At 63.0% G+C, this 20,030-nt stretch carries 16 protein-coding genes; 8 read left to right on the top strand and 8 right to left on the bottom strand.

Features of this window, described 5'->3' with window-relative positions; genetic code table 11:
• Nucleotides 1-31: 31 nt before the first annotated feature.
• On the bottom strand, nt 32-1,054 hold the full coding sequence (locus PFEN_RS11930) for a glycosyltransferase family 9 protein (RefSeq protein ID WP_191487042.1): 1,023 nt from the start codon (nt 1,052-1,054) through the stop codon (nt 32-34).
• Between the two features lie 222 nt (nt 1,055-1,276).
• Here PFEN_RS11930 and PFEN_RS31430 point away from each other — a divergent pair, with 222 nt between their 5' ends.
• Both PFEN_RS31430 and PFEN_RS11925 read left to right on the top strand, forming a co-directional pair.
• Nucleotides 1,277-1,741, top strand: coding sequence for an MCP four helix bundle domain-containing protein (locus PFEN_RS31430; RefSeq protein WP_412071426.1), 465 nt, complete (start codon nt 1,277-1,279; stop codon nt 1,739-1,741).
• 6 nt (nt 1,742-1,747) lie between these two features.
• Nucleotides 1,748-2,899, top strand: coding sequence for a methyl-accepting chemotaxis protein (locus tag PFEN_RS11925; RefSeq protein WP_412071425.1), 1,152 nt, complete (start codon nt 1,748-1,750; stop codon nt 2,897-2,899).
• A 115-nt stretch (nt 2,900-3,014) separates the two neighbouring features.
• Here PFEN_RS11925 and PFEN_RS11920 read toward each other — a convergent pair whose 3' ends face one another.
• Both PFEN_RS11920 and PFEN_RS11915 read right to left on the bottom strand, forming a co-directional pair.
• The gene (locus PFEN_RS11920) at nt 3,015-4,199 is read right to left on the bottom strand and encodes an MFS transporter (RefSeq protein ID WP_191487041.1); all 1,185 of its coding nucleotides are present in this window, start codon (nt 4,197-4,199) and stop codon (nt 3,015-3,017) included.
• Nucleotides 4,200-4,276: 77 nt separating this feature from the next.
• Nucleotides 4,277-5,467 (bottom strand): serine hydrolase domain-containing protein, encoded by a 1,191-nt coding sequence (locus PFEN_RS11915; RefSeq protein ID WP_191487040.1) that lies wholly within the window; start codon nt 5,465-5,467, stop codon nt 4,277-4,279.
• Nucleotides 5,468-5,592: 125 nt separating this feature from the next.
• On the opposite strand from PFEN_RS11915, the gene PFEN_RS11910 reads away from it, so the two are divergent.
• Nucleotides 5,593-6,486 carry a LysR family transcriptional regulator gene (locus tag PFEN_RS11910; protein WP_191487039.1) on the top strand — a complete coding sequence of 298 codons (894 nt, stop codon included), beginning with the start codon at nt 5,593-5,595 and terminating at the stop codon, nt 6,484-6,486.
• A 6-nt stretch (nt 6,487-6,492) separates the two neighbouring features.
• Here the strand turns inward: PFEN_RS11910 and PFEN_RS11905 are convergent, their stop codons facing one another.
• The 3 genes from PFEN_RS11905 to PFEN_RS11895 form a co-directional block, all read right to left on the bottom strand.
• On the bottom strand, nt 6,493-7,302 hold the full coding sequence (locus PFEN_RS11905) for a DUF1460 domain-containing protein (protein ID WP_191487038.1): 810 nt from the start codon (nt 7,300-7,302) through the stop codon (nt 6,493-6,495).
• Nucleotides 7,303-7,403: 101 nt separating this feature from the next.
• Nucleotides 7,404-8,762: a sensor histidine kinase gene (locus tag PFEN_RS11900; RefSeq protein WP_191487037.1), complete on the bottom strand. Its 1,359-nt coding sequence runs from the start codon at nt 8,760-8,762 to the stop codon at nt 7,404-7,406.
• A complete protein-coding gene (locus PFEN_RS11895) occupies nt 8,740-9,429 on the bottom strand; it encodes a response regulator transcription factor (RefSeq protein WP_191487036.1) in 690 nt (229 codons plus the stop codon). Before PFEN_RS11895 ends, PFEN_RS11900 begins: the two co-directional genes overlap by 23 nt.
• A gap of 172 nt (nt 9,430-9,601) precedes the next feature.
• On the opposite strand from PFEN_RS11895, the gene PFEN_RS11890 reads away from it, so the two are divergent.
• From PFEN_RS11890 to PFEN_RS11870, 5 genes are all read left to right on the top strand, one after another.
• A complete protein-coding gene (locus PFEN_RS11890) occupies nt 9,602-10,300 on the top strand; it encodes a response regulator transcription factor (protein ID WP_191487035.1) in 699 nt (232 codons plus the stop codon).
• A 249-nt stretch (nt 10,301-10,549) separates the two neighbouring features.
• Nucleotides 10,550-11,989, top strand: a complete 1,440-nt coding sequence (locus PFEN_RS11885; RefSeq protein ID WP_191487034.1) for an efflux transporter outer membrane subunit — start codon at nt 10,550-10,552, stop codon at nt 11,987-11,989.
• Nucleotides 11,986-13,191, top strand: coding sequence for an efflux RND transporter periplasmic adaptor subunit (locus tag PFEN_RS11880; RefSeq protein ID WP_191487033.1), 1,206 nt, complete (start codon nt 11,986-11,988; stop codon nt 13,189-13,191). Before PFEN_RS11885 ends, PFEN_RS11880 begins: the two co-directional genes overlap by 4 nt.
• On the top strand, nt 13,188-16,307 hold the full coding sequence (locus PFEN_RS11875; protein ID WP_191487032.1) for an efflux RND transporter permease subunit: 3,120 nt from the start codon (nt 13,188-13,190) through the stop codon (nt 16,305-16,307). Before PFEN_RS11880 ends, PFEN_RS11875 begins: the two co-directional genes overlap by 4 nt.
• Before the next feature lie 168 nt (nt 16,308-16,475).
• Nucleotides 16,476-16,682, top strand: coding sequence for a hypothetical protein (locus PFEN_RS11870; RefSeq protein ID WP_191487031.1), 207 nt, complete (start codon nt 16,476-16,478; stop codon nt 16,680-16,682).
• Nucleotides 16,683-17,081: 399 nt separating this feature from the next.
• On the opposite strand, the gene PFEN_RS11865 is transcribed toward PFEN_RS11870, so the two are convergent.
• The gene (locus PFEN_RS11865) at nt 17,082-18,230 is read right to left on the bottom strand and encodes a MalY/PatB family protein (protein ID WP_191487030.1); all 1,149 of its coding nucleotides are present in this window, start codon (nt 18,228-18,230) and stop codon (nt 17,082-17,084) included.
• Nucleotides 18,231-18,329: 99 nt separating this feature from the next.
• A complete protein-coding gene (locus tag PFEN_RS11860; protein ID WP_191487029.1) occupies nt 18,330-19,910 on the bottom strand; it encodes a diguanylate cyclase in 1,581 nt (526 codons plus the stop codon).
• Nucleotides 19,911-20,030 lie beyond the last annotated feature (120 nt).

Below are 20,030 nucleotides of genomic sequence, written 5' to 3'. Positions count from 1 at the left end.
GTATGAGTATCGCTTTCTCTATTCGCGAGTTTCAGATTGCTGCTGAGGTGATGGACGCTGAATCCGGCTGTGTTGCCGCAGCGGACAGATATCGCGTAACGGTCTGATAAACCTCATCCACCGAAATATTATCCATCCCGTCTTTCTGAATAATGGTGTGATGCGCGCGCGCGGGATAAGGTCCGGTATGCGCTGGATCGGTCTTGCCACAGAGCAATACCATGGGCAGGTCCATCGCACAGGCGACGTGCATGGGGCCGGTATCGCCGGTCAGGAGCAAGTCGCAACGCTTGAACAGCGCCGCGAGTTGGCCGACATTGGTTTTGCCGATGAGATTCACAATGTGTGGGTGAGCGGTTAACGCGTCGCCTGCAAAGGCTTCGCTGGGTGAGCCTGTGAGCACGATATAGACCGAGGGGTGCTGCTGCACCAAGCGCTGTACCAAATGATCGAAACGCTTGAAAGACCAGCTGCGCGTATCTTTTGTCATCAAGGAAGGAAATAGCTTGGACAGGAGGCCCCGACCTTTTTTCGAAATCTGATGACAGCCCATGTGCAAGGCAATAATAAAAGGCTCGGGGGCGGAGGGAATTTTTTTCAACAACCCATCCGCCTGTGACAAATCCTCCGCGGTCACATTGAGCTCATAGGCGCCCAGTGGGTCTTGAACCGCTTGTGGCAGGTGTTGGAGAACAAAACGGTAAAAGTCTTCCGAGTAATGAAACGCACCAGCATAACGCGGCAGCATCAAAACCTTTGGAACATCTTTCAAGTACGTGGCGGTATTTTTAATGTTCTGCAATGGCAAGATCACGTCATATCCCACGGCCAATTGCTCAATAGGCTGATCTTCTGCGCGATAGAGTGTATTGATGCACGAGTTTCGCGAAAGCAGTTCATGAGCAAGTTCGGACAAGGTGACGGCATCTATCTGAGCATGCGGTTTGGCCAGACGTAGTGCACGAATACCTGGCGTTGCAAACAAAGTATCGCCCAGGCGGTGCGGAGCAACCAATAGGATTTTTTCTGCTGCCTGTAGCGGACTGTTTGTCATGCGCGATGGATCCGATTTGAGGTCGAGGGCGATTTTTCGCGGGCTGACAGACTATCGTAAAAGGGGGGGCTTTCCAATCGGATGGTTTTTCCACGTTTTTCACATACGTCTGAAGCAGCGCTGAAGAATGCCGAATCCAGGCCGATAGCCTTTGGCCGGGCTCGCCGATGATCTTGCCGTGGCCTGTCGTCTTCCGTCCCCGTTCTCTGCGAGATCCCGCCCATGCTGTTGAGAAATATCCGGATTGCCCCCCGAGCGTTCATCGGTTTTGCCGCTATCGCCTTGCTCAGTGTGTTTCTGGGCTTGTTCGCCTTGAAGCAGACCCGCGACGTCCAGGCCCAGGCCGCCGATATCCAGAACAACTGGTTGCAGCGGGTGCGGGTGCTGGCGGCGGCGAACGCCTCGCTGGACCGTTATCGCCTGGGCTCCATGGCCCACATCCTGTCCGCCAGCGACGCGGATATGAAAGTCTATGAGGACAAATCGGCCGGGCGCTTGCAGAACGTTCATGAGCAGATGGCGATTTACGCGGGGTTGCTGACCTCCAGCGAAGAAAAAGGGCGGTTGGACGCATTCAACCGCAGCCTGGAGGCCTATGCCAAGAATCACCTTGAGCTGCTCAGGCTGTCGCGGCAAGGGGACAAGGCCGGCGCCAATGCCTACCTCACGACTATCCGCGACGCCTAAGAACAGATGACCAAGAATCTGGATGACCTGATCGAGCGCGCGAATAGCGGCGCCGAGCGGGCGGGCAAACAGTCGGTAAGCACTTATGAAAACGCGGTAACGGGTATCGGCCTGGTGATTCTGCTGGTGGGTATCGGCACCGTGCTGGTGGCCTGGCTGCTCACCCGCAGCATCACCGTACCGATCATCGAAGCGGTGCTGGTCGCGGAAACCATCGCCAAGGGCGATCTGACACAACCGATCGATCCGGTCGGCAACGACGAAGCCAGCCGTTTGCTCACGGCGCTGGCCGCCATGCAGGGCAGCTTGCTCACCACCCTCAAGCAAATCGCCGGCTCATCGACGCAATTGGCGTCGGCAGCCGAAGAGCTGAACGCGGTGACCGCCGAGAGCAGCCGCGACCTGCAACAGCAGCATGGTGAAATCGAGCAGGCCGCCACCGCCGTGACCGAAATGACCAGCGCCATTGAAGAGGTGGCCAGGAATGCCTCGTCGACCTCGGAACTTTCCCAGGGGTCGCGGACGATTGCGCTGACGGGGCAGCAGCGCATGATCGAGGCGGTCACCGCCATCGTGGCCTTGACCCGTGGGGTCGAGGTCAGCTCCGAACAGATCGGCGGGCTGGCGGAGCAGGCACAGGGCATCGGCAAGGTTCTCGATGTGATTCGCACCATCGCCGAGCAGACCAACCTGCTGGCGCTCAATGCCGCCATTGAAGCCGCACGCGCCGGTGAGGCTGGTCGTGGCTTCGCGGTGGTCGCCGATGAAGTGCGGGCCTTGGCCCACCGGACCGCGCAGTCGACCCGGGAAATCGAAGAGATGATCGGCAGCATCCAGGCCGGTACCGCCAACGCGGTGAGCTCCATGCACAACAGCAGTTCCATGACCCGGCAGACCCTGGAACTCGCCGAATCGGCGAAGACGGCGTTGGCGGAGATCGTCGAGGCGAATGACGAGATCAACAACCGCAACCTGGTCATCACCACGGCCGCCGACGAGCAGGCGCATGTCGCGCGCGCGGTGGATCGCAACCTGCTGAATATCCGCGAGCTGTCGATCCAGTCTTCCGAAGGCTCGCACCAGACCACCGCCGCGTCGCAGTCCCTGGCCAGCCTGGCCGCCGAGCTCAACACGATGGTCAGGCACTTCCAGATCTAGACGTTTCAGCCGGGTCGCCGCCCACGGCCGTAACAGCCCCGCCCACCTCGCGGTGGGCTGTGTTGACAGGTGCGCCGAAGGTTCGTCAGTCAATGGACAAGCATCCGTGTTTCACTCAGTCGCTGGCGACAGGCGCGCGCGTCTGCGCGCCGGCACCGCTGAAGAACAGCACCTTTAGCGCAATGACCAGCACGGCCAGCCCGGCAAACAGGCCACCGCTGTACAGGGTGCCCTGCAAGCCGAGGCGAGCGAGGAACCAGCCGCCGGTCGTGGTGCCGATGGTTACGCCCAGGTTGATGAAGGAGATGTACAGACCGGTAGCGAACTCTGGCGCTTGCGGGGCTTCGGAGGTGAGCCAGATCTGCGTGACGATCAGCCCACTGGTATGCGTCGCGCCCCAGATCGCCGCGATCAGCAGCATGCCCGGCAAGGACGGGCTGGCGAACAGGTACAGCAGGCCATACGCAGCGGCTAACAGGAGCGGATGTAGCAGGGTGGTGCGAGCCAGGTTCTGGCCGATCAGCTTACCGGCATACAGGTTGCCAGCGACGCCTGCGATACCGAATACCACCAGCAGGATACTGATCGACTGAGCGCTCATGCCCGCCTCCTTGGCCAGGTACTCGGCCGAGTAGCTGTACACCGAAAACATCGCGGCAAAGATCAGGGTCGAGGCAGTGATGTTCAACCACAGCGGGAATTTGCGCAGGATCGCCAGTTGTTCCCGGTAGGACACGCTCACCTTGGCCGGGGCCTCGGGCAACTGGGCAATGATCCCCAGGCCCGCGATGCAGTTGATTGCCGCGCAAAACAGGAACGAAGTCTCATAGGAGTATTGTGCTGCGATCAGGGTGGTCAAGGGTACCCCGAGGACCATGCCCATGCTGGTGCCGACAAATGCCTTGGCGGCGGCCCGCGTCGACTCCTGAGGCGGGTACAGCGCGCTGGCCGCGACGAATGCCAGGGAAAAGTACAGGGGATGGAACAACGCCGGGATGCTGCGCAGCAGCAACAGCGATTCGAAGTTCGGTGCGTAGGCCGACAGCACGCTGCTGCCGGCGAACAAGAACAGTGCCAGGCTGAGCATTCGCTTGCGGTTGAAGCGCGAGAGCAGCAACACCATGATCGGACCGAACACCGCGATGATCAGTGCGAACAATCCCACCAGCAGGCCGGCCTGGGAGGCGCTGATGGCGAAGCGTTCGATGATCGTCGGCAGAAGGCCGACCACGCCGAACTCGAGGGTGTAGAGGCCGAACAGGCCCAGGGCCAGGAAGTAGATCGGATGGAGGACTTTCATGATCCGGACTCCGGGTCTCGGTGAGGGGATGATCAATTCGAAGCGCCAGATCCGCTCGAACAGCTGCTGGCACGGTATTACTGGCCGTAGACCGCGTTGCAGAGGTCGACGGTGAATTGCCCGAACATGCCTTCGAAGGCTGTATTGGTGAAGGCCACCACTGTCAACTCCTGGGCCGGGTCGACGAACCAGGAGTGCCCGTAGGCACCACCCAGGCGCCAAGTGCCAACCGATTCGGCGGTCTGCGCGGCAAGCGGATCCTTGAGCACCGTGAAGCCCAGGCCGAAGCCGCGTCCGGGCCAGTTGGCCAACTCCAGGTCGTCGGTCTGGTTGCTGGCCATTTCCGCCACCAGGTGCTTGGGGAGTAGCGGGGCGCCGCCTTTACGCAGGGTTTCCAGGAGTTGGAGAAACTCGCCAGCACTGCCGACCATGCCCGAACCACCGGAGTCGTAAGCCCCGCTGTCCAGGGCCCGGGCAGGGTCCAGCCGGATGCCGGCGGTGCCTTCGAACACCGGCACCACTTCCCGTGCCCGCATGCGCCGTGGCTGTGGCTGGTCGTTGAGGTAGGCCGGACTCAGGCGGTTGGCGTCGGTCAGCCGGAAACCGCTGTCGCTCCAGCCCAATGGACGGGCGACCAACTGGTCCACGGCCTCGGCCAGCGAGGTGCCATGTGCGGCGGCGATGACAGCGCCCAGGACATCGGTGGCAATCGAGTAGCCCCAGTGACTGCCCGGTTTGTAGAGCAAGGGCGCCTGGCCCAGACGGCGCAGGTTTTCTTCCAGGGAAAGCTCGGTGCGGTCCATGCCGTCGGAGACGCCGGCCTCGAGATAAGCTCCGCCCTGATCGCTTTCCAGGAAACCATAGGTGAGCCCGGCGGTATGGGTCAGCAGTTGGCGTACGGTAATCAGCGCCGGCGTGCCGTCGGCCAGGGTCGGCTTGAAGTGCGGCAGCCAGTGGCTGATGTCGTCGTCCAGGTTGATGCGGCCCTGGGCGATCAGCGCCAGTGCCGCAACCGAGGTGATCGGCTTGGAGACCGAGGACAGGCGGAACAGTGCATCCTGGCGCATCGGCACCTGAGCCTCGCGGTCGGCCAGGCCCGCCGCGCGCTGATAGACCTGTTGACCGCGATGAGCGACCAGGACCACGGCGCCGACCAGGCGTCGCTCATGCAGGGTCTGTTCGAGCACGGCATCGATCCGTGACGCCAGACTGGTCGTCTCGACAGGACGAAGGGATTGCAATGTGCGTAGCGGTTCGTTGACAGACATATCGGGCCCCGAGTGATGGATGAGTCAAGCTGATGATTCGATGGTAGAGCGGGGCATATCAGGAAAACAGAGGTTACAATTCCGCGCTATACGGATCTTTTTGTCCTTAATCAAGGGAGCGAGTGGTGGACAAACTCAATGGCATCACCGTGTTCGTGCAGGTCGCCGAAAGTCGTAGTTTTGTCGCCGCCGGCCGCTTGCTCGGTATTTCCGCCTCGGCCGTGGGCAAAAGTATCGCCCGCATGGAGCACAAGCTCAGTGCGCGGCTGTTCCATCGCAATACCCGCAGCATCAACCTGACCGCCGAAGGCACGCTGTTTCTTGAGCGCTGTCGGCGAGTGCTCAATGAACTGGAAGCGGCCGAGCAGGAGCTCTGCAGTTCCAGCCAAGCGCCACGGGGCACGTTGCGCATCAGTCTGCCGTTGCAGGGCAAGGTGCTGTTCATGCAACTTTCGTCGTTCATGCGCCAATATCCGGAAGTCCGCCTGGAGCTGGACTTCACCGATCGCCTGGTGGATCTGGTCGAGGAGGGGTTTGATGCCGTGATCCGCACTGGGCAATTGCACGATTCGCGGCTGATGGCCAGGAAGTTGGGCAACTGCGAGTTTCATCTGGTGGGCGCACCGGGCTATTTCGCCGCGAAGGGTTACCCGCAGGCGGTGGAACAGCTGTTGGAGCACCAATGCCTGCATTACCGGATGCCTTCCACCGGCAAGCTGGAAAAGTGGCCGTTGGCGGGGCTGGCCCAGGGCACTGAGCTGAAGGTGCCGGAGACGATGGTCTGCAACAACCTGGATATGTTGATCCATACCGCTCGGCAAGGCCTGGGCATTGCCTGCGTACCCGAGTTCGCCGTGCGCGAGGCGCTGGCGGTCGGCGAACTGGAGTCGATATTGCCGGGGCGAATCCTGCGCACGCTACAGATGCAGGTGGTCTGGCCGTCGAGTCGCTACTTGACCCCCAAGCTACGCGCGTTCATCGATTTCATCTGCGCCGATGACATACCGCTGCAGCGCTGACACCACTCAGATCGCCCTGAGTACCACGATGCCCGGGGTTTTCCTCACGTACTCCAGGAACGGCGAATCGACCACCTTGTGGTTGGCTTCGCGGGCGGAAGCATTGCGCAGCACCGGCCCCTTGTCGGTCATGATGAAGATGCCGGTGTGGGTGACATCCAGCCCTTCGGCCGGGGTGTAGATCCCGATGTAGTCACCGGTTTTCAGGTGGCTGACCACGCTGTCGTCGATCCACTGGCTGGGGATGTAGGTGATGGCGCGCTCGACCGTGCCGAGCGACGGGATCAGCGTGCCACCCGCGCTGTCCGCTTGTGCATTCAAGACCTTGGTGACGGTCGTGGCCCTGGGGCTGGCCTGGGTTGTCACATCCCGGGCGTTGAGGGGCTGGGTGTGGGCCCAGTCGGTGAAGAAGTGCTTGCGTTCGGCGTAGCTGACCTTGCCCTGCGCGTAGCGCGTGCGGACCAGGTTTTCAACGAAGCGCGGCAGGCTGTCGGACTTGCGCAGGGCCTCGACATAATCCAGGTAGGTAAAGCAATCCAGACCGCGGAAGTCGATCACCAGCTTCTCCGGCGCGGTCGCGGAGCCGACCAGCATATGCGCGACATAGGGCGTGCCGAGGAAGTTGGCGGAGATATTCTTGATCCGCTCGCCTTGCTCGTTGCCGGCGTGCCTGAGGATCCGGGTCTCGATGAACTCGATCTTCTGGCGTGTGTAGTCGTCCAGCTTGACCTGGTTGTCGAGGTGATTTCGGGTGGTAAAACCACTCAACGCCAGCATCAGGGGCAAGCCCGATAGCAATGCGATGACCTTGTTCATTCGCTCTCCGCAGGGGCGCAGGTGCCAGTATCGGCACAAGCGCTGGTCTATCGATTTTACACCACTGTTGTGTCGCCTCAATGAAACTTATCGCTGGGCTTTCAGGAACCGACGATCAATTCGATCCGGCAACCCGGCTGGGCATCCCGCACCTCAAGGCGCATGTCATGCAGCCGCGCCACCGCCGCCACCATGCTCAAGCCCAGTCCGTTGCCCGCCGTATGCCGACTCGACTCGGAACGATACAGGCGGCGGAACACCGCCTCGCGTTCGGCCTCGGGAATCCCCGGGCCATTGTCGACCACGCACAATCCTCGGTGCCCCGGGGTATCCAGCACCACCATCCGCACCCGGCCGTGGTCGGGCGAAAACTTGATGGCGTTGTCCAGCAGGTTGTAGGTGGCATCGAATAGCAACTGCGCATCGCCGAAGATCAGGCAGGGCGCGGGCGTACAGCTCAGGCTCAGCTCGATGCCACGCTCTTCGGCCAGTGGTTCGAAGAACTCGGCGGCGTCGGCGGCGATACGGTTCAGGTCGATCTCGGCAAAGCTGCTGCGCCGGGCGCTGGCCTCGATCTCGGAAATCCGCAGCAGGGCGCGGAAGGTCGAGAGCAAGCCCTGGGCATCCGCGATGGCGTTGTCGATGGCCGCCGCGTATTCGTCTTCGCGCAGGTGCCGCCGCTGGGCCCGCTCCAGACCGGCGAGCAAGCGGGTGAGGGGGGTGCGCAAGTCGTGGGCGATATCGTCGCAGACGCCCTTGACCTCGCTCATCAGGCGCTCCAGCTCGTCGAGCATCTGGTTGACCACCGTGGCGATACGGTCGATATCGTCCCGGTTGCCGCGGGTCGGCAGACGTTCATTGAGGTCGCCCTTGACGATGCGTTCGATGGCGCGGGTCAGCACATCCAGGCGCCGGCGCGCCGCGTAGCCCAGCCCGACCGCCCCGAGCAAGCCCACCAGCAACAGCAGCGCGCCACCGGAGACCATTGCATTGACCAGCAATTCGTCGAACTCGCGGATGTCATGGATATCCTGGGCCACCATCAGGGTCTGGCCATTGTCCAGGCGATGCATCATGAAGCGGATCGGTCGGTCCTTTCGGCGGGTCTTCTCCCAGAAAAATTCGTTGGGTTTGTCATAGCCTTTGAACGCCGGCATGTCACTGACCGCCCCGGCAATCAGCTTGCCCTGGGCATTGTAGAGACCATGGGGGACCCGGCCGTCGATATCCTGTTCGGAGTGCTTGCGGATTTCTTCCAGGCGCACTTCGTCGGATTGCGCGCTGCGGGTGTCGATCTGCCGATACAGGGCGCTATCGACCTCGGCCATCAGGTAGCCGGCGGTCTGCCAATAGAGGTAGCCGAACAGCGCGAGGAACGAACAACTGAACAGCGCCAGGGACATCAGCGCCGTGCGGAAACTGATGGTCCGGGGGATTTCACGCAGGTGAACGGAGAACATAGCCAGCCCCGCGAATGGTATGGATCATCGGCTCCTCGCCGTCGCCGTCGACCTTGCGGCGCAAGCGGCCCATATGCACTTCGATGACATTGGTCCGTTCGTCATAGGCGTAGTTCCACACGGCCTCGAACAACATGGTCCGCGTCACTACCTGCTCGGCGTGTTGCACCAGGTATTCGAGCAGGGCGTATTCCCGTGGCAGCAGTTCGACAAGGCGTTCGCCACGCTTGACGCTGCGCTTGAGCAGGTCGAGTTCCAGGTTGCCGACGCGCAGGCGGTTGACCCGTTCCTCGCTGGGGGCGACCCGCCGTCGGCTCAGGGCATCGAGGCGGGCGGTCAGTTCGATGAATTCGAAGGGCTTGGTCAGGTAGTCGTCGCCGCCGGCGCGCAGGCCGCGCACCCGCTCATCCAGCGCGCTGAGGGCGCTGAGGATCAGCACCGGCGTGGCAATGCCCGAGGCGCGCAGGGCAGTGAGCATGCCCAGGCCATCAAGGGCGCCAGGCAGCATGCGGTCGAGCACGATGACGTCGAAGCTGTCGCTGATCGCGCGCACCAGGCCGTCCCGGCCGTTATCGACGTGGGTGACGTCGAAGCCGTGGTCTTGCAGGGCTGCTTCGATCTCCCGAGCAGTGGCGGGGTCGTCCTCGACGACCAGTACATGGGTCATGGGCACTTCGCAGGATGAGAGAGGGTGGTAGTCTTGCACGGATCCCGGAGGATTCCGGCTGGCCGGCGCATCGTGGCTGGCTTGTCGACCGGCATAGTGTGCCAAACCGGGTTTATCTGAAAGGTCGCGTCAATATGAAAAAAAGTTTAGCTGAGTCGCCGCGGAGCCGGCCTTGAGGATTCTGGTCATCGAGGATGATGCCCGGGCCGCCAGTTACCTGGTGCGTGGCCTCAACGAAAGCGGGCATGTCACCGATACCGTGAACGATGGTCGCAGCGGCCTGGACATGGCCCTGGAAGGGATTTACGACGCCCTGATCGTCGACCGCAAGTTGCCCGGGCTCGATGGCATCGCGCTGGTCCAGGCACTGCGGCGCCAGGGGCTGCGCACTCCGGTGCTGATGCTCAGTGCCCTGGACTCCACCGCCCAGCGGGTCGAAGGCTTGCGCGCCGGTTGTGACGATTACCTGGCCAAACCCTATGCCTTCGTCGAGGTACTCGCTCGGCTCGAGGCCTTGCAGCGTGGCCGCGACCCGGTGGTGGGGCTGTCGCGCACCTTGCGGGTCGGCAGCCTGCAACTGGATTGCGCCTCGCGTACCGCCACCCGCGAAGGGCGGGTCATCGCCTTGCAGCAGCGCGAGTCGCTGATCCTGGAAAAGCTCATGCGTCACAGCGATGAGGTGGTGACCCGCGGCATGTTGCTGGAAAGTGCCTGGGACTACGACTTCGATCCCATCGACAATGTGATCGATAAGCATATCTATCGGCTGCGCCGCAAACTGGATGTCGGGTTCAGCCATTCGCTGATCCAGACGGTGCCGGGGGTGGGTTACCGCTTGGTCCGGGATGGCGAGGAGCGTCTTGAGCCCTGATGCGCGGTTCACTCTGTAGGAGCCGAGCTTGCTCGCGATGGACGTCAACGATAACGCGGGGCATCTGATACCCAGCGGTGCCTGGGCGACCATCGCGGGCAAGCTCGGCTCCTACAGAAGAAGCCGCGTTCACCTGACGCTTGCCTAAACTAAAATTTAGCTTTGGAGGAACGGGGCGCGAGCCCGTGCCTGATAGCTTCGGAACCTGATCGATGGCTCTGCCACACAGGTTTTGGAGATATCCCGTAGATGCGTCTCACGCCGAGATTCGAGGTTTTTCATCCCCCCCATGCCCCAGGCCGACTGTTCCGCGCCCTGGCCCTGGCCGGTCTGACCCTGCTGGGCGGCTGCTCGCTGGTGCCAGGCTACCAGCCACCAGCCTTGCCCCTGGCTCCGCGGTGGTCGGCCAAGGACCCGTCAACCAGCCCGGCCGATACCCAGGGCGGGGCCTGGTGGCGTGAGTTCCGCAGTGCCGAGCTCGATGGCCTGATTGCCCGCGGCCTGAATGACAACTACACCCTCAAGGCCGCCATCAGTCGGGTCGACCAGGCCCGGGCCATTGCCCAGGTGGCCGGGGCCGGGCAATACCCCAACCTGTCCCTGGGCGGTAACTACCAGCGCCAGAACAACTACGGCAGCACGAAAAAAGCCAGCGTCTTCGCCCAGGCCACCTACGAGGTGGACTTCTGGGGCAAGCAACGGGCCACGGCCGACGCCTCCGAGGCCCTGGCCAGCGCCAGCCAGTTCGACGCCCAGACCCTGCGCATGACCCTCGGCGCCAGTATCGCCGACACCTATTTCCAGGTGCTCTCGCTGCAAGAACGGGTGCGCCTGGCTCAGTCCATCGCCACCGACGCCAGCCAGGTCCTCGACCTGGTACAGGTACAGGCCAGCCAGGGCGCGGTGTCGAGCCTGGAAGTCGAACAGCAACGCAATGCCCAGCAAACCTTCGAGGCCGCCGTACCGCTGTTGCAACAGCAGCTCGACGCGGCGCTGTACCAACTGGCGGTGCTGGTGGGTGTGCCACCTGAAGGTTTCAAGCTGCAGCAGAGCGGGCTCGATGCTCTCCAGGTGCCGCAACCCAGGGTCGGCCTGCCCGTTGGCCTGCTGCGCCAGCGCCCGGATGTCCAGGCCGCCGAAGCCCGCCTGATGTCGGCCAACTTTGACGTCGGCGTGGCCCGGGCGGCGTTCCTGCCCAACCTCTCGCTGGATCTGCTGGGCGGTGTCGACACCCTGGCCGGCGGGCATCTCTGGAGTGTCGTCGGCACCCTGGCCCAGCCGGTGTTCAGCGGCGGGCAACTGACCGGGCAACTGCACGCCGACCAGGCCCATGTGCAGGAGCTGACCGCCAGCTATCGCGAATCCATCATCGAAGCCCTGCGTGACGTGGAAACCCAGCTCAGTGCCGCGCGGCAACTGGACCAGGCCTACGTCCTGAACCAGGCCGCCGTCGAGTCGGCTCGCGAGGCCGCGCGCCTGGCCCAGGTCCGCTACCGGCTCGGCTCTACCGATTTCCAGACGCTGCTGGTGGTCGAGCGCACCCAGTACCAGGCCGAAGACAGCCTGTTGCAGGTCCGCCTCCAGCATTTACAGGCCGCCGTCGGTCTGTTCCGCGCCATCGGCGGCGATTTCAGCGTGCCGACCCTGGCCGTCAGCCCTTCTTCCCCTTCTCAGGTGGCTCAGCCATGAAGCACTTACCCCAGGCGCTATCCCATTCCCGTCGTCTGCGCCTCGGCCTGTTGGCCGTGGCCCTGCTCGGCGCGTCGCTGTTGATCAAGAGCCAATGGATCGATCGGGCCCAGGCGGCGCCGGTTGCGTCCGTCGACAGCGCCATCCCGGTGGTGATGCAGGCGGCCGGGCAAAAGGACCTGCCGATCTGGATCGACGCCATCGGCAATGTCCAGCCCCTCAACACCGTCAACGTGCGGGTGCGGGTCGACGGCGAGTTGCAGAAAGTCCTGTTCACCGAGGGCCAGATGGTCAGCGAAGGCAGCCAGTTGGCGCAGATCGATCCGCGGGTGTACCAGGCCCAGGTAGCCCAGGCCCAGGCATTGGTCAGCAAGGACCAGGCGCAGCTTGCTAACTTGCGGGTCAACCTCGACCGGGCCAGCAAGCTGGCGGCGGCCAAGGCCGGCCCGACCCAGGACGTCGACACCTACCGGGCCCAGTTGGCGGCCCAGCAGGCCACGGTCCAGGCCGACCAGGCGGCACTGGAGAATGCCCGCTTGCAATTGGCTTTTACCCGGATCGACGCGCCGTTCACCGGCCGCACCGGACAACGCCTGCTGGACGTCGGTTCGATTGTCCATGGCGCCGATGCCAGCGGACTGGTGACCCTGACGCAGATGGACCCGATCTCGGTGGCCTTCGCGGTGTCCCAGGACGACTTGGCGCGGATCCTCAAGGAAAACGCCGTGGCGCCCTTGCAGGTGTTCGCCATGAGCCGCGACGGTCATCGGCAGTTGGCCACCGGCTACCTGAGTTTCATCGATAGCCAGGTGATCGCCGCCAGCGGGCAGATCCAGCTCAAGGCGCAATTTCACAATGCCGACCAGCAACTCTGGCCCGGCCAACTGGTGGGCGCGCGCCTGTTGGTGAATACCGAGAAGGCCGCCACCGTGGTGCCGGCCAACGCGGTACAGCAGGGGCAGAAGGGTGACTTCGTCTATGTGGTCAATGCCGACCAGCGGGTCGAGCCACGGCAGGTCACGGCGGCGACGGTGGTCGATGGGCAGCAGTGGATCAAGGACGGCCTGGCGCCGGGTGAGGTGGTGGTGGTCCAGGGGCAGTCGCGGATCGCCCCCGGGCTCAAGGTCAAACCCGTCAGCCTGGACTCGGCCCCGGCGACGCCCGAACTGGCATTGTCCAGCAGCAGTGGAGGCCAGCGATGAACCTGCTCGCCGGTCTGATCCAGCGCCGCACCGGCCTCTGCCTGCTGGCCCTGGGGGTGATGTTGCTGGGCATCGTCGCCTATTTTCAACTGCCGGTGGCGCCGTTGCCAACGGTGGACTTTCCCACCATCCAGGTGACCGCCAAACTCTCCGGGGCCAGTGCCGAAACCATGGCGACTTCGGTGGCGACCCCACTGGAACGGGCGTTCGCGGCGGTGCCGCAGGTTACCTCGATGACCTCGTCGAGTTCCTCGGGCAAGACCCAGATCGTCCTGCAGTTCGACCTGTCGCGCAATATCGACGGTGCGGCCCAGGACGTGCAGACCGCGATCAACACCGCCAGTGCCACCTTGCCGAATACCATGACCAGTACGCCGACCTTCAACAAGGTCAACCCGGCGGAGTTCACCGTACTGTCCCTGGCGCTGACCTCGCCGACACGGACCTTGCCGGAACTCGATCGCTACGCCGACAACTATCTGGCCCAGCGCCTGTCGCAGATGCCCGGCGTCGGCCTGGTGGATTTCCATGGCGAGCAGAAGCCGGCGGTGCGTATCCAGATCGACCCGGACGCGCTGGCGGCGCGTGGCCTGACCCTGGAAGAGGTGCGCGGCGTGGTCGGCCTCAGCACCCTGGATCAACCCAAGGGCAACCTCAACGGCCAGTACCGCTCGGTGACCCTCGATGCCACCGATCAACTGCTCGACCCCAAGGGCTATCGCGAGCAGGTGGTGGCCTACAAGGCCGGGGTGCCGATCAAGCTCGGCGACCTTGGCCGGGTCATCGATGCCGCCGAGGACACCCAGCAGGCCGCCGGTATCGACGGTCAGCCGACGGTCATCGTCGACATCCACAAACAGCCGGGTTTCAACGTGCTGTCGACCATCGCCAACATCAAGGCCAGCCTGCCGGGCCTGACCGCGTCGTTGCCGCGGGATGTCCAGGTCCAGGTGATCGGCGACCGCACCCAGACCATCAACGCCTCGGTCAACGACGTGCAGTTCACCCTGCTGCTGTCCATCGCCCTGGTGGTCGTGGTGATCTTCGTGTTCCTGCGCAAGGCCACCGCGACGCTGATTCCCACCCTGACCATCCCGCTGTCGCTGGTGGCGACCTTTGCCGTGATGTACCTGTTGGGCTATAGCCTGGACAACCTGTCGATCATGGGCCTGGCGATCGCCGTCGGTTTTGTGGTCGACGACGCCATCGTGGTCATGGAAAACATCGTCCGCCACCTGGAAATGGGCAAGTCGCGGATCCAGGCGGCGCTGGACGGTTTGCGCGAGGTGGGTTTCACCATCGTTTCGATGACCGTGTCGCTGATCGCGGTGTTCCTGCCGATCCTGCTGATGGGCGGTATCGTCGGCCGGCTGATGCGTGAGTTCGCGGTGACGGTCAGCGTGGCGATCCTGATGTCCGGTATTGTTTCCCTGACCGTGACACCGATGTTGTGCGCCTGGTTGCTCAAAGCGGAGCACGATTCGCGTGCGAGTCGTTTCGGCGATGCCTGCGAGGCCGTCTATACGCGGATTCATGAAGGCTACCGGCGCAGCCTGGAATGGGTGCTCGATCACCAGCGCCTGACCCTGGCGGTAGCCGTGGCAACCTTCGTCGCCACGGCCATGCTCTACCTGTATATCCCCAAGGGCTTTTTTCCGCAGCAGGACACCGGTCTGATCCAGGGCGTGGCCGAAGCCGCCTCGGATATTTCCCCGGAGGCCATGCGCCAGCGGGTCGCCCTGCTGACTGATATCGTCAGCGCCGACCCGGCGGTGGCCAAGGCGTATTTCTGGATCGGCCCCAACCCGACAGTCAGCCAGGGGCGGGTGATGGTCAACCTCAAGCCGTTCGACCAGCGCAGCGTCAGTGCCCAGCAGGTGATCGCACGGTTGCAGCCGGCACTCGACAAGGTGCAGGGCATCAAGCTGTTCCTGCAGGCCAACCAGGATATCCAGATCGGCGGCCGGGCCAGCAAGACCCAGTACCAGTACACCTTGCAAGACCCGGACAGTCAGGAGCTTGAGCACTGGAGCGGGTTGTTGCTCGCGCGCCTCAAGCAGTTGCCGCAGTTGCGCAACGTGACCTCCGACCAGCAGCGCGCCGCGCCCCAGGCCACTCTGGTGATCGACCGGCCATCGGCGGCGCGCCTGGGGGTCAATGTGCAGGCGATCGACGACGTGCTCTATGACGCCTTCGGCCAGCGCCAGATCGCGACGATGTTCACCCAGTTGGACCAGAATCACGTCATCCTCGAACTGGATCCGCGCTGGCAGATGTCCATCGACACCCTCAAGCACCTGTATGTGCGTTCGACGAGCGGGGCGATGGTGCCGCTGGATATGCTGGCGAGTATCCGCAACGAACTGGCACCGATCATCATCAACCACCAGGGGGTGTTCCCGGCCATTACCCTGTCGTTCGACCTGGCTCCCGGCCAGGCCTTGAGCGATGCGGTCACCGCCATCGAGAAGGCTTCGCTGGCAGTGGGCCTGCCGGACACGGTGTCGGGGAGTTTCCAGGGCACGGCCCAGGCGTTCAAGGATTCGCTGAAGTCGCAACCCTGGTTGATCCTGGCGGCGATCCTGACGGTCTACATTGTCCTTGGCGTGCTCTATGAAAACGCCATCCATCCGCTGACGATCATTTCCACCTTGCCCTCGGCCGGCTTCGGTGCCTTGCTGGCGTTGATCATCTGCGGGCAGGACCTGTCGGTGCTGGGGATGATCGGGATCATCCTGCTGATCGGCATCGTCAAGAAGAACGCGATCATGATCGTCGACTTCACCCTGGAGGCCGAGCGCGGCGGCATGACGCCGCGCGAAGCCGTGCATGAGGCCTGCCTGCTGCGCCTGCGACCGATCCTGATGACCTCGCTGGCGGCGTTGCTCGGCGCCGTACCGCTGGCGTTCGGCCACGGCGCCGGTTCGGAGCTGCGCCAGCCCCTGGGGATCGCCATTGTCGGTGGGCTGGTGGTGTCGCAACTGCTGACGCTCTACACCACGCCGGTGGTCTACCTGTGGTTCGACCGGCTGCGCGGGCAAAAAAAGACTCGCGACGAAGGCGAGTCGAAGGGGATTCACGTGAGGCGTGAGTCGACTCCAGGCGTGCGCCAGTGAAATCGATGTGAAAGCCCGGTCACGCAAGTGAAGTTTTGTGACTGGCTGGTCATTCGTCGGAACCTGACACCAGGGCCTGCGAATCGCTGTCGCTCGACTACTCTCAATATTTTTGAAGCCGCCGGGTATTTGCCGGCGGGGATCAATTATGGTGAGAAGGAGAAGGCTATGAAGGACGCGTACATTTACGACAATGGAGATGAGTTTCCCATCAACAATCGTCTGCGCTGCGGCCAGACGGCTTATGTGGCGGAGTTCGGTGGGGAGCCGCCGGTCGAGGAGTCTGCGGCCAGGACGGTGAAGCCCGCGCCGACGCTGCTGGTCAAGCCGCCGTATTTCCCCAAGGCCAAACCACGTTTGAACAAGCAGGCCTGACCTACTGAAACAACACGCTCCTTGTACTTGTAGGAGCCGAGCTTGCTCGCGATGGACGTCAACGATAACTCGGGGCATCTGATACCCAGTGGGGTCTGGACGCCCTTCGCGAGCAAGTTCGCTCCTGCAAATTACACTGGATTCGGGGCTGCTTCGCAGCCCAACGCGGGCAAGCCCGCTCGCCACAACATCTGATACCCAGTGGGGGCTGGACGCCCCCTCGCGAGCAAGTTCGCTCCTGCAAATTACACTGGATTCGGGGCTGCTTCGCAGCCCAACGCGGGCAAGCCCGATCGCCACAACATCTGATACCCAGCGGTGCCTGGATGACCCTCGCGAGCAATCGAGCGTCGACCGGCTGCTCCTACGGATGTGGCGGTGTTTTTTGGCATCGCCTTCTCAACGCCGACGCAAACTCTGCTCCATCCGGCTGATACCTTCCTCCAGCAACGCCCTCGGGCAACCGAAATTCAGGCGCACGAACTGCTTGGCGTCATCGCCGAACTCGATACCCGCGCTCAACCCCACCTTGGCCTCTTCCAGGAAAAACCGGTACGGGTCCGTCAGGCCCAAGGCGCTGCAATCCAGCCAGGCCAGGTAAGTGCCCTGGATCGGTTGCAGGGTCACGCCCGGCAGCCGGGTCGCCACGGCGTGTTGCAGATAGTCACGGTTGCCCTGCAGGTATTCGACCAGGCCCTTGAGCCACGGCCCGCACTCGCTGTAGGCGGTGAACGTGGCTTCCAGCCCAAGGGCGTTGACGCTGTCGACCATTCCACTGCGGGCGGCGTTGAAGCGCTCACGCAACGCCGGATCCTGGACGATGGCATAGGCGGTCTTCAAGCCGGCGATGTTGTAGGCCTTGCTCGCCGACATCAGGGTGATGGTGCGCCTGGCGATTTCCGCGCTCAGGGAGGCGATCGGCACATGGCGGCGACCGTCGAAGCAGAGGTCGGCATGGATTTCGTCGCTGATGATCAGCGCGCCCTGTTGCAGGCAGATATCCGCCACCTGCTGCAGTTCTTCCCGAGGGAAAACCTTGCCCAACGGATTGTGCGGGTTGCTCAGCAACAGCGCGCCACCACCCTGCAAGGCGCTGCGCAGCGCGTCGAACGGTGTGAGGTAGTCACCGTGGGCATCACGTTCGAACGCCAGCTCGACCTTCGGCAGGTTCCAGTGGCCCGGCGCCAGGCGCAGCGGCCGGTAGTTCGGCGTCTGCACCACGACGTTCTGGCCTGGCTGGACAAAGGCGTGCAGGGCCATGTTGAAACCCGGCTCGACACCCGGCAGGAAAATCAGCTCCTGGGGCTGCACCCGCCAGGCGTACTTGGCCCAGAGGTCGGCGACAATGGCCTGGCGCAGGGCTTCCTGGGCCACGCTGTAACCCAGTTGTGGATGTTCCAGGCGCTTGTGCAGGGCCTGGATGATCGCGTCCGCCACCGGCAGGTCCATGTCGGCCACCCACATCGGCAGGACATCGGCCGGGTAGCGGCTCCACTTGGTGCTGCCGGTGTTGTGGCGGTCGATCAGGGTGTCGAAGTTGAAGGTCATGCTGGCGGTCAATCTCGAAAGAAATTCCCGAAATCGTCGGGTGTCCATGGCTGGCAGTGGCGAGTGAGGGCCTGGTTAGCCTCGCTCGAGGCGCCCAGTCTATCCGTTCGTGTCGTCTGGTGGCATGCCCTGATCGGTGTACACCACGCGATTGCGTCCGCCGGCCTTGGCCTGGTAGAGGGCCTGGTCCGCTTCCCTGAGCGCCTGGGCCACGGTCTGCCCGACCTGGGGCCAACTGACCACGCCCAGGGATACGGTGACCGGAATGCCATTGGGGCTTTCGGTGTAGGCCATCGCCGCCCGCAGACGCTCGGCCACCTGGATCGCCTGGTTCGGCGGGGTATCCGGCAGCAGCATCAGGAACTCCTCGCCACCCTGGCGGCAGAGTACATCGCTTTCCCGGGAGTGGCGGCGCATTTGCTGGGCCAGGTGTTGCAGTACCAGGTCGCCAGCGTTGTGCCCGTAGCTGTCGTTGACCTGCTTGAAGTGGTCGATGTCCAGGGCGATCAGTGAGAACGGCTGTTGACGGCTTTCCCAGTCATCGAGGATCAATTGCAGGCCGCGCCGGTTGGTCAGGCCGGTCAGCGGATCGGTGACACTTTCCTGATTGAGTCGGCCCAATTGCTGGTGCAGCGATAACAGCGCCTTTTGCATGGCGTTCTTCAGCTGGGCAGCCTCGTAATACCAGGCCCTTACCTTGCTGACCGACTGGGCGGCGCTGGACGAGCCCCAATACTGGGTGGAGTTGGCCAGTTGCCAGAGGGGTTTGGTGATCAGCGTCGAGACCCACCAGATGCCCAGCAACAACAGCAGCAACAGCGGCACGGCGTAACCGGCGACTTCCAGCATCAGTCGTTGCAGGCCCTCCAAGGTGATGGCCGTGGGCCGCTGGCTGATCACGCCCCAGCCGATCCGGGGCACTGGCGCATAGCCGGTGAGCATGTCGACGCCCCGGGAGTTGTGCAATCTCAGGCTGCCGCTCTGGCCGGCGATCACGGCGTCGATGGCCGGGTTGCCCCTGATCGTCTCGCCCACGCGCGCCGGGTCCTGATGATAGATCAGCCGACCCTGGGTATCGACGACGTAGAGGTAGGTGCCATCACGGTAATACTGTTCGCCCAATAGCGAGTGCAGGATGTTCTGTTCATTGAGGTAGATACCGGCACCCAGGTAGCCGAGGTAGTTACCGCCGGCGTCGAAGATCGGATGGGAAATCTGGATCATCAGGTGATTTTTGGCCCCGACATAGGGGCTTGAAATGTAGGGTTGGCGCGCGCTGCTGGCCTGGCGATAGCCTTCGCTGGCGGCCACCGCGCCTGTCAGGTTCATCGACAGTGGAGACGATGCGATGATCTTGCCGTCCGACCGGACGATGATCAGCGAGTTGAAACTGTTGGTCTCGCGACGTAGCCGGTGGGTTTCCTGCCACAGTTGTTGCGGCTGGTTCCAGATCGCCGGGAGCAGTCCGGCGCTGAAGGCCAGTTGTTGCTGGGCCGACTTGAGGAAGTTGTTGGTGGTGTTGGCCAACTTCAGGGCATAGATCCGATTGGCTTCCAGGGTCTGTGCCATCAGGAAGTTGCGCTGGGTCTGGTAGCTGGCGAAGAACAGGTTGCCGGCGGTCAGGGTGACGGCGGAGAGCGACAACAACAGGATCAATCGGCGGAGGTCGATGCGTGGCATGGATTTCTTATAAAAATAAGGGCGGGCCCGGGCAGCCAGAGGCGCAATGATAGATCAGAGCGCCCGGCGACCCTATGGGCCTGGCATAAAAAATCGATGCCATTTGTAAGCACCAGCTTG

The organism is Pseudomonas sp. FEN (assembly GCF_904067045.1).
Classification (GTDB): domain Bacteria; phylum Pseudomonadota; class Gammaproteobacteria; order Pseudomonadales; family Pseudomonadaceae; genus Aquipseudomonas.
This window is presented reverse-complemented; position numbering and strand designations above follow the sequence as displayed.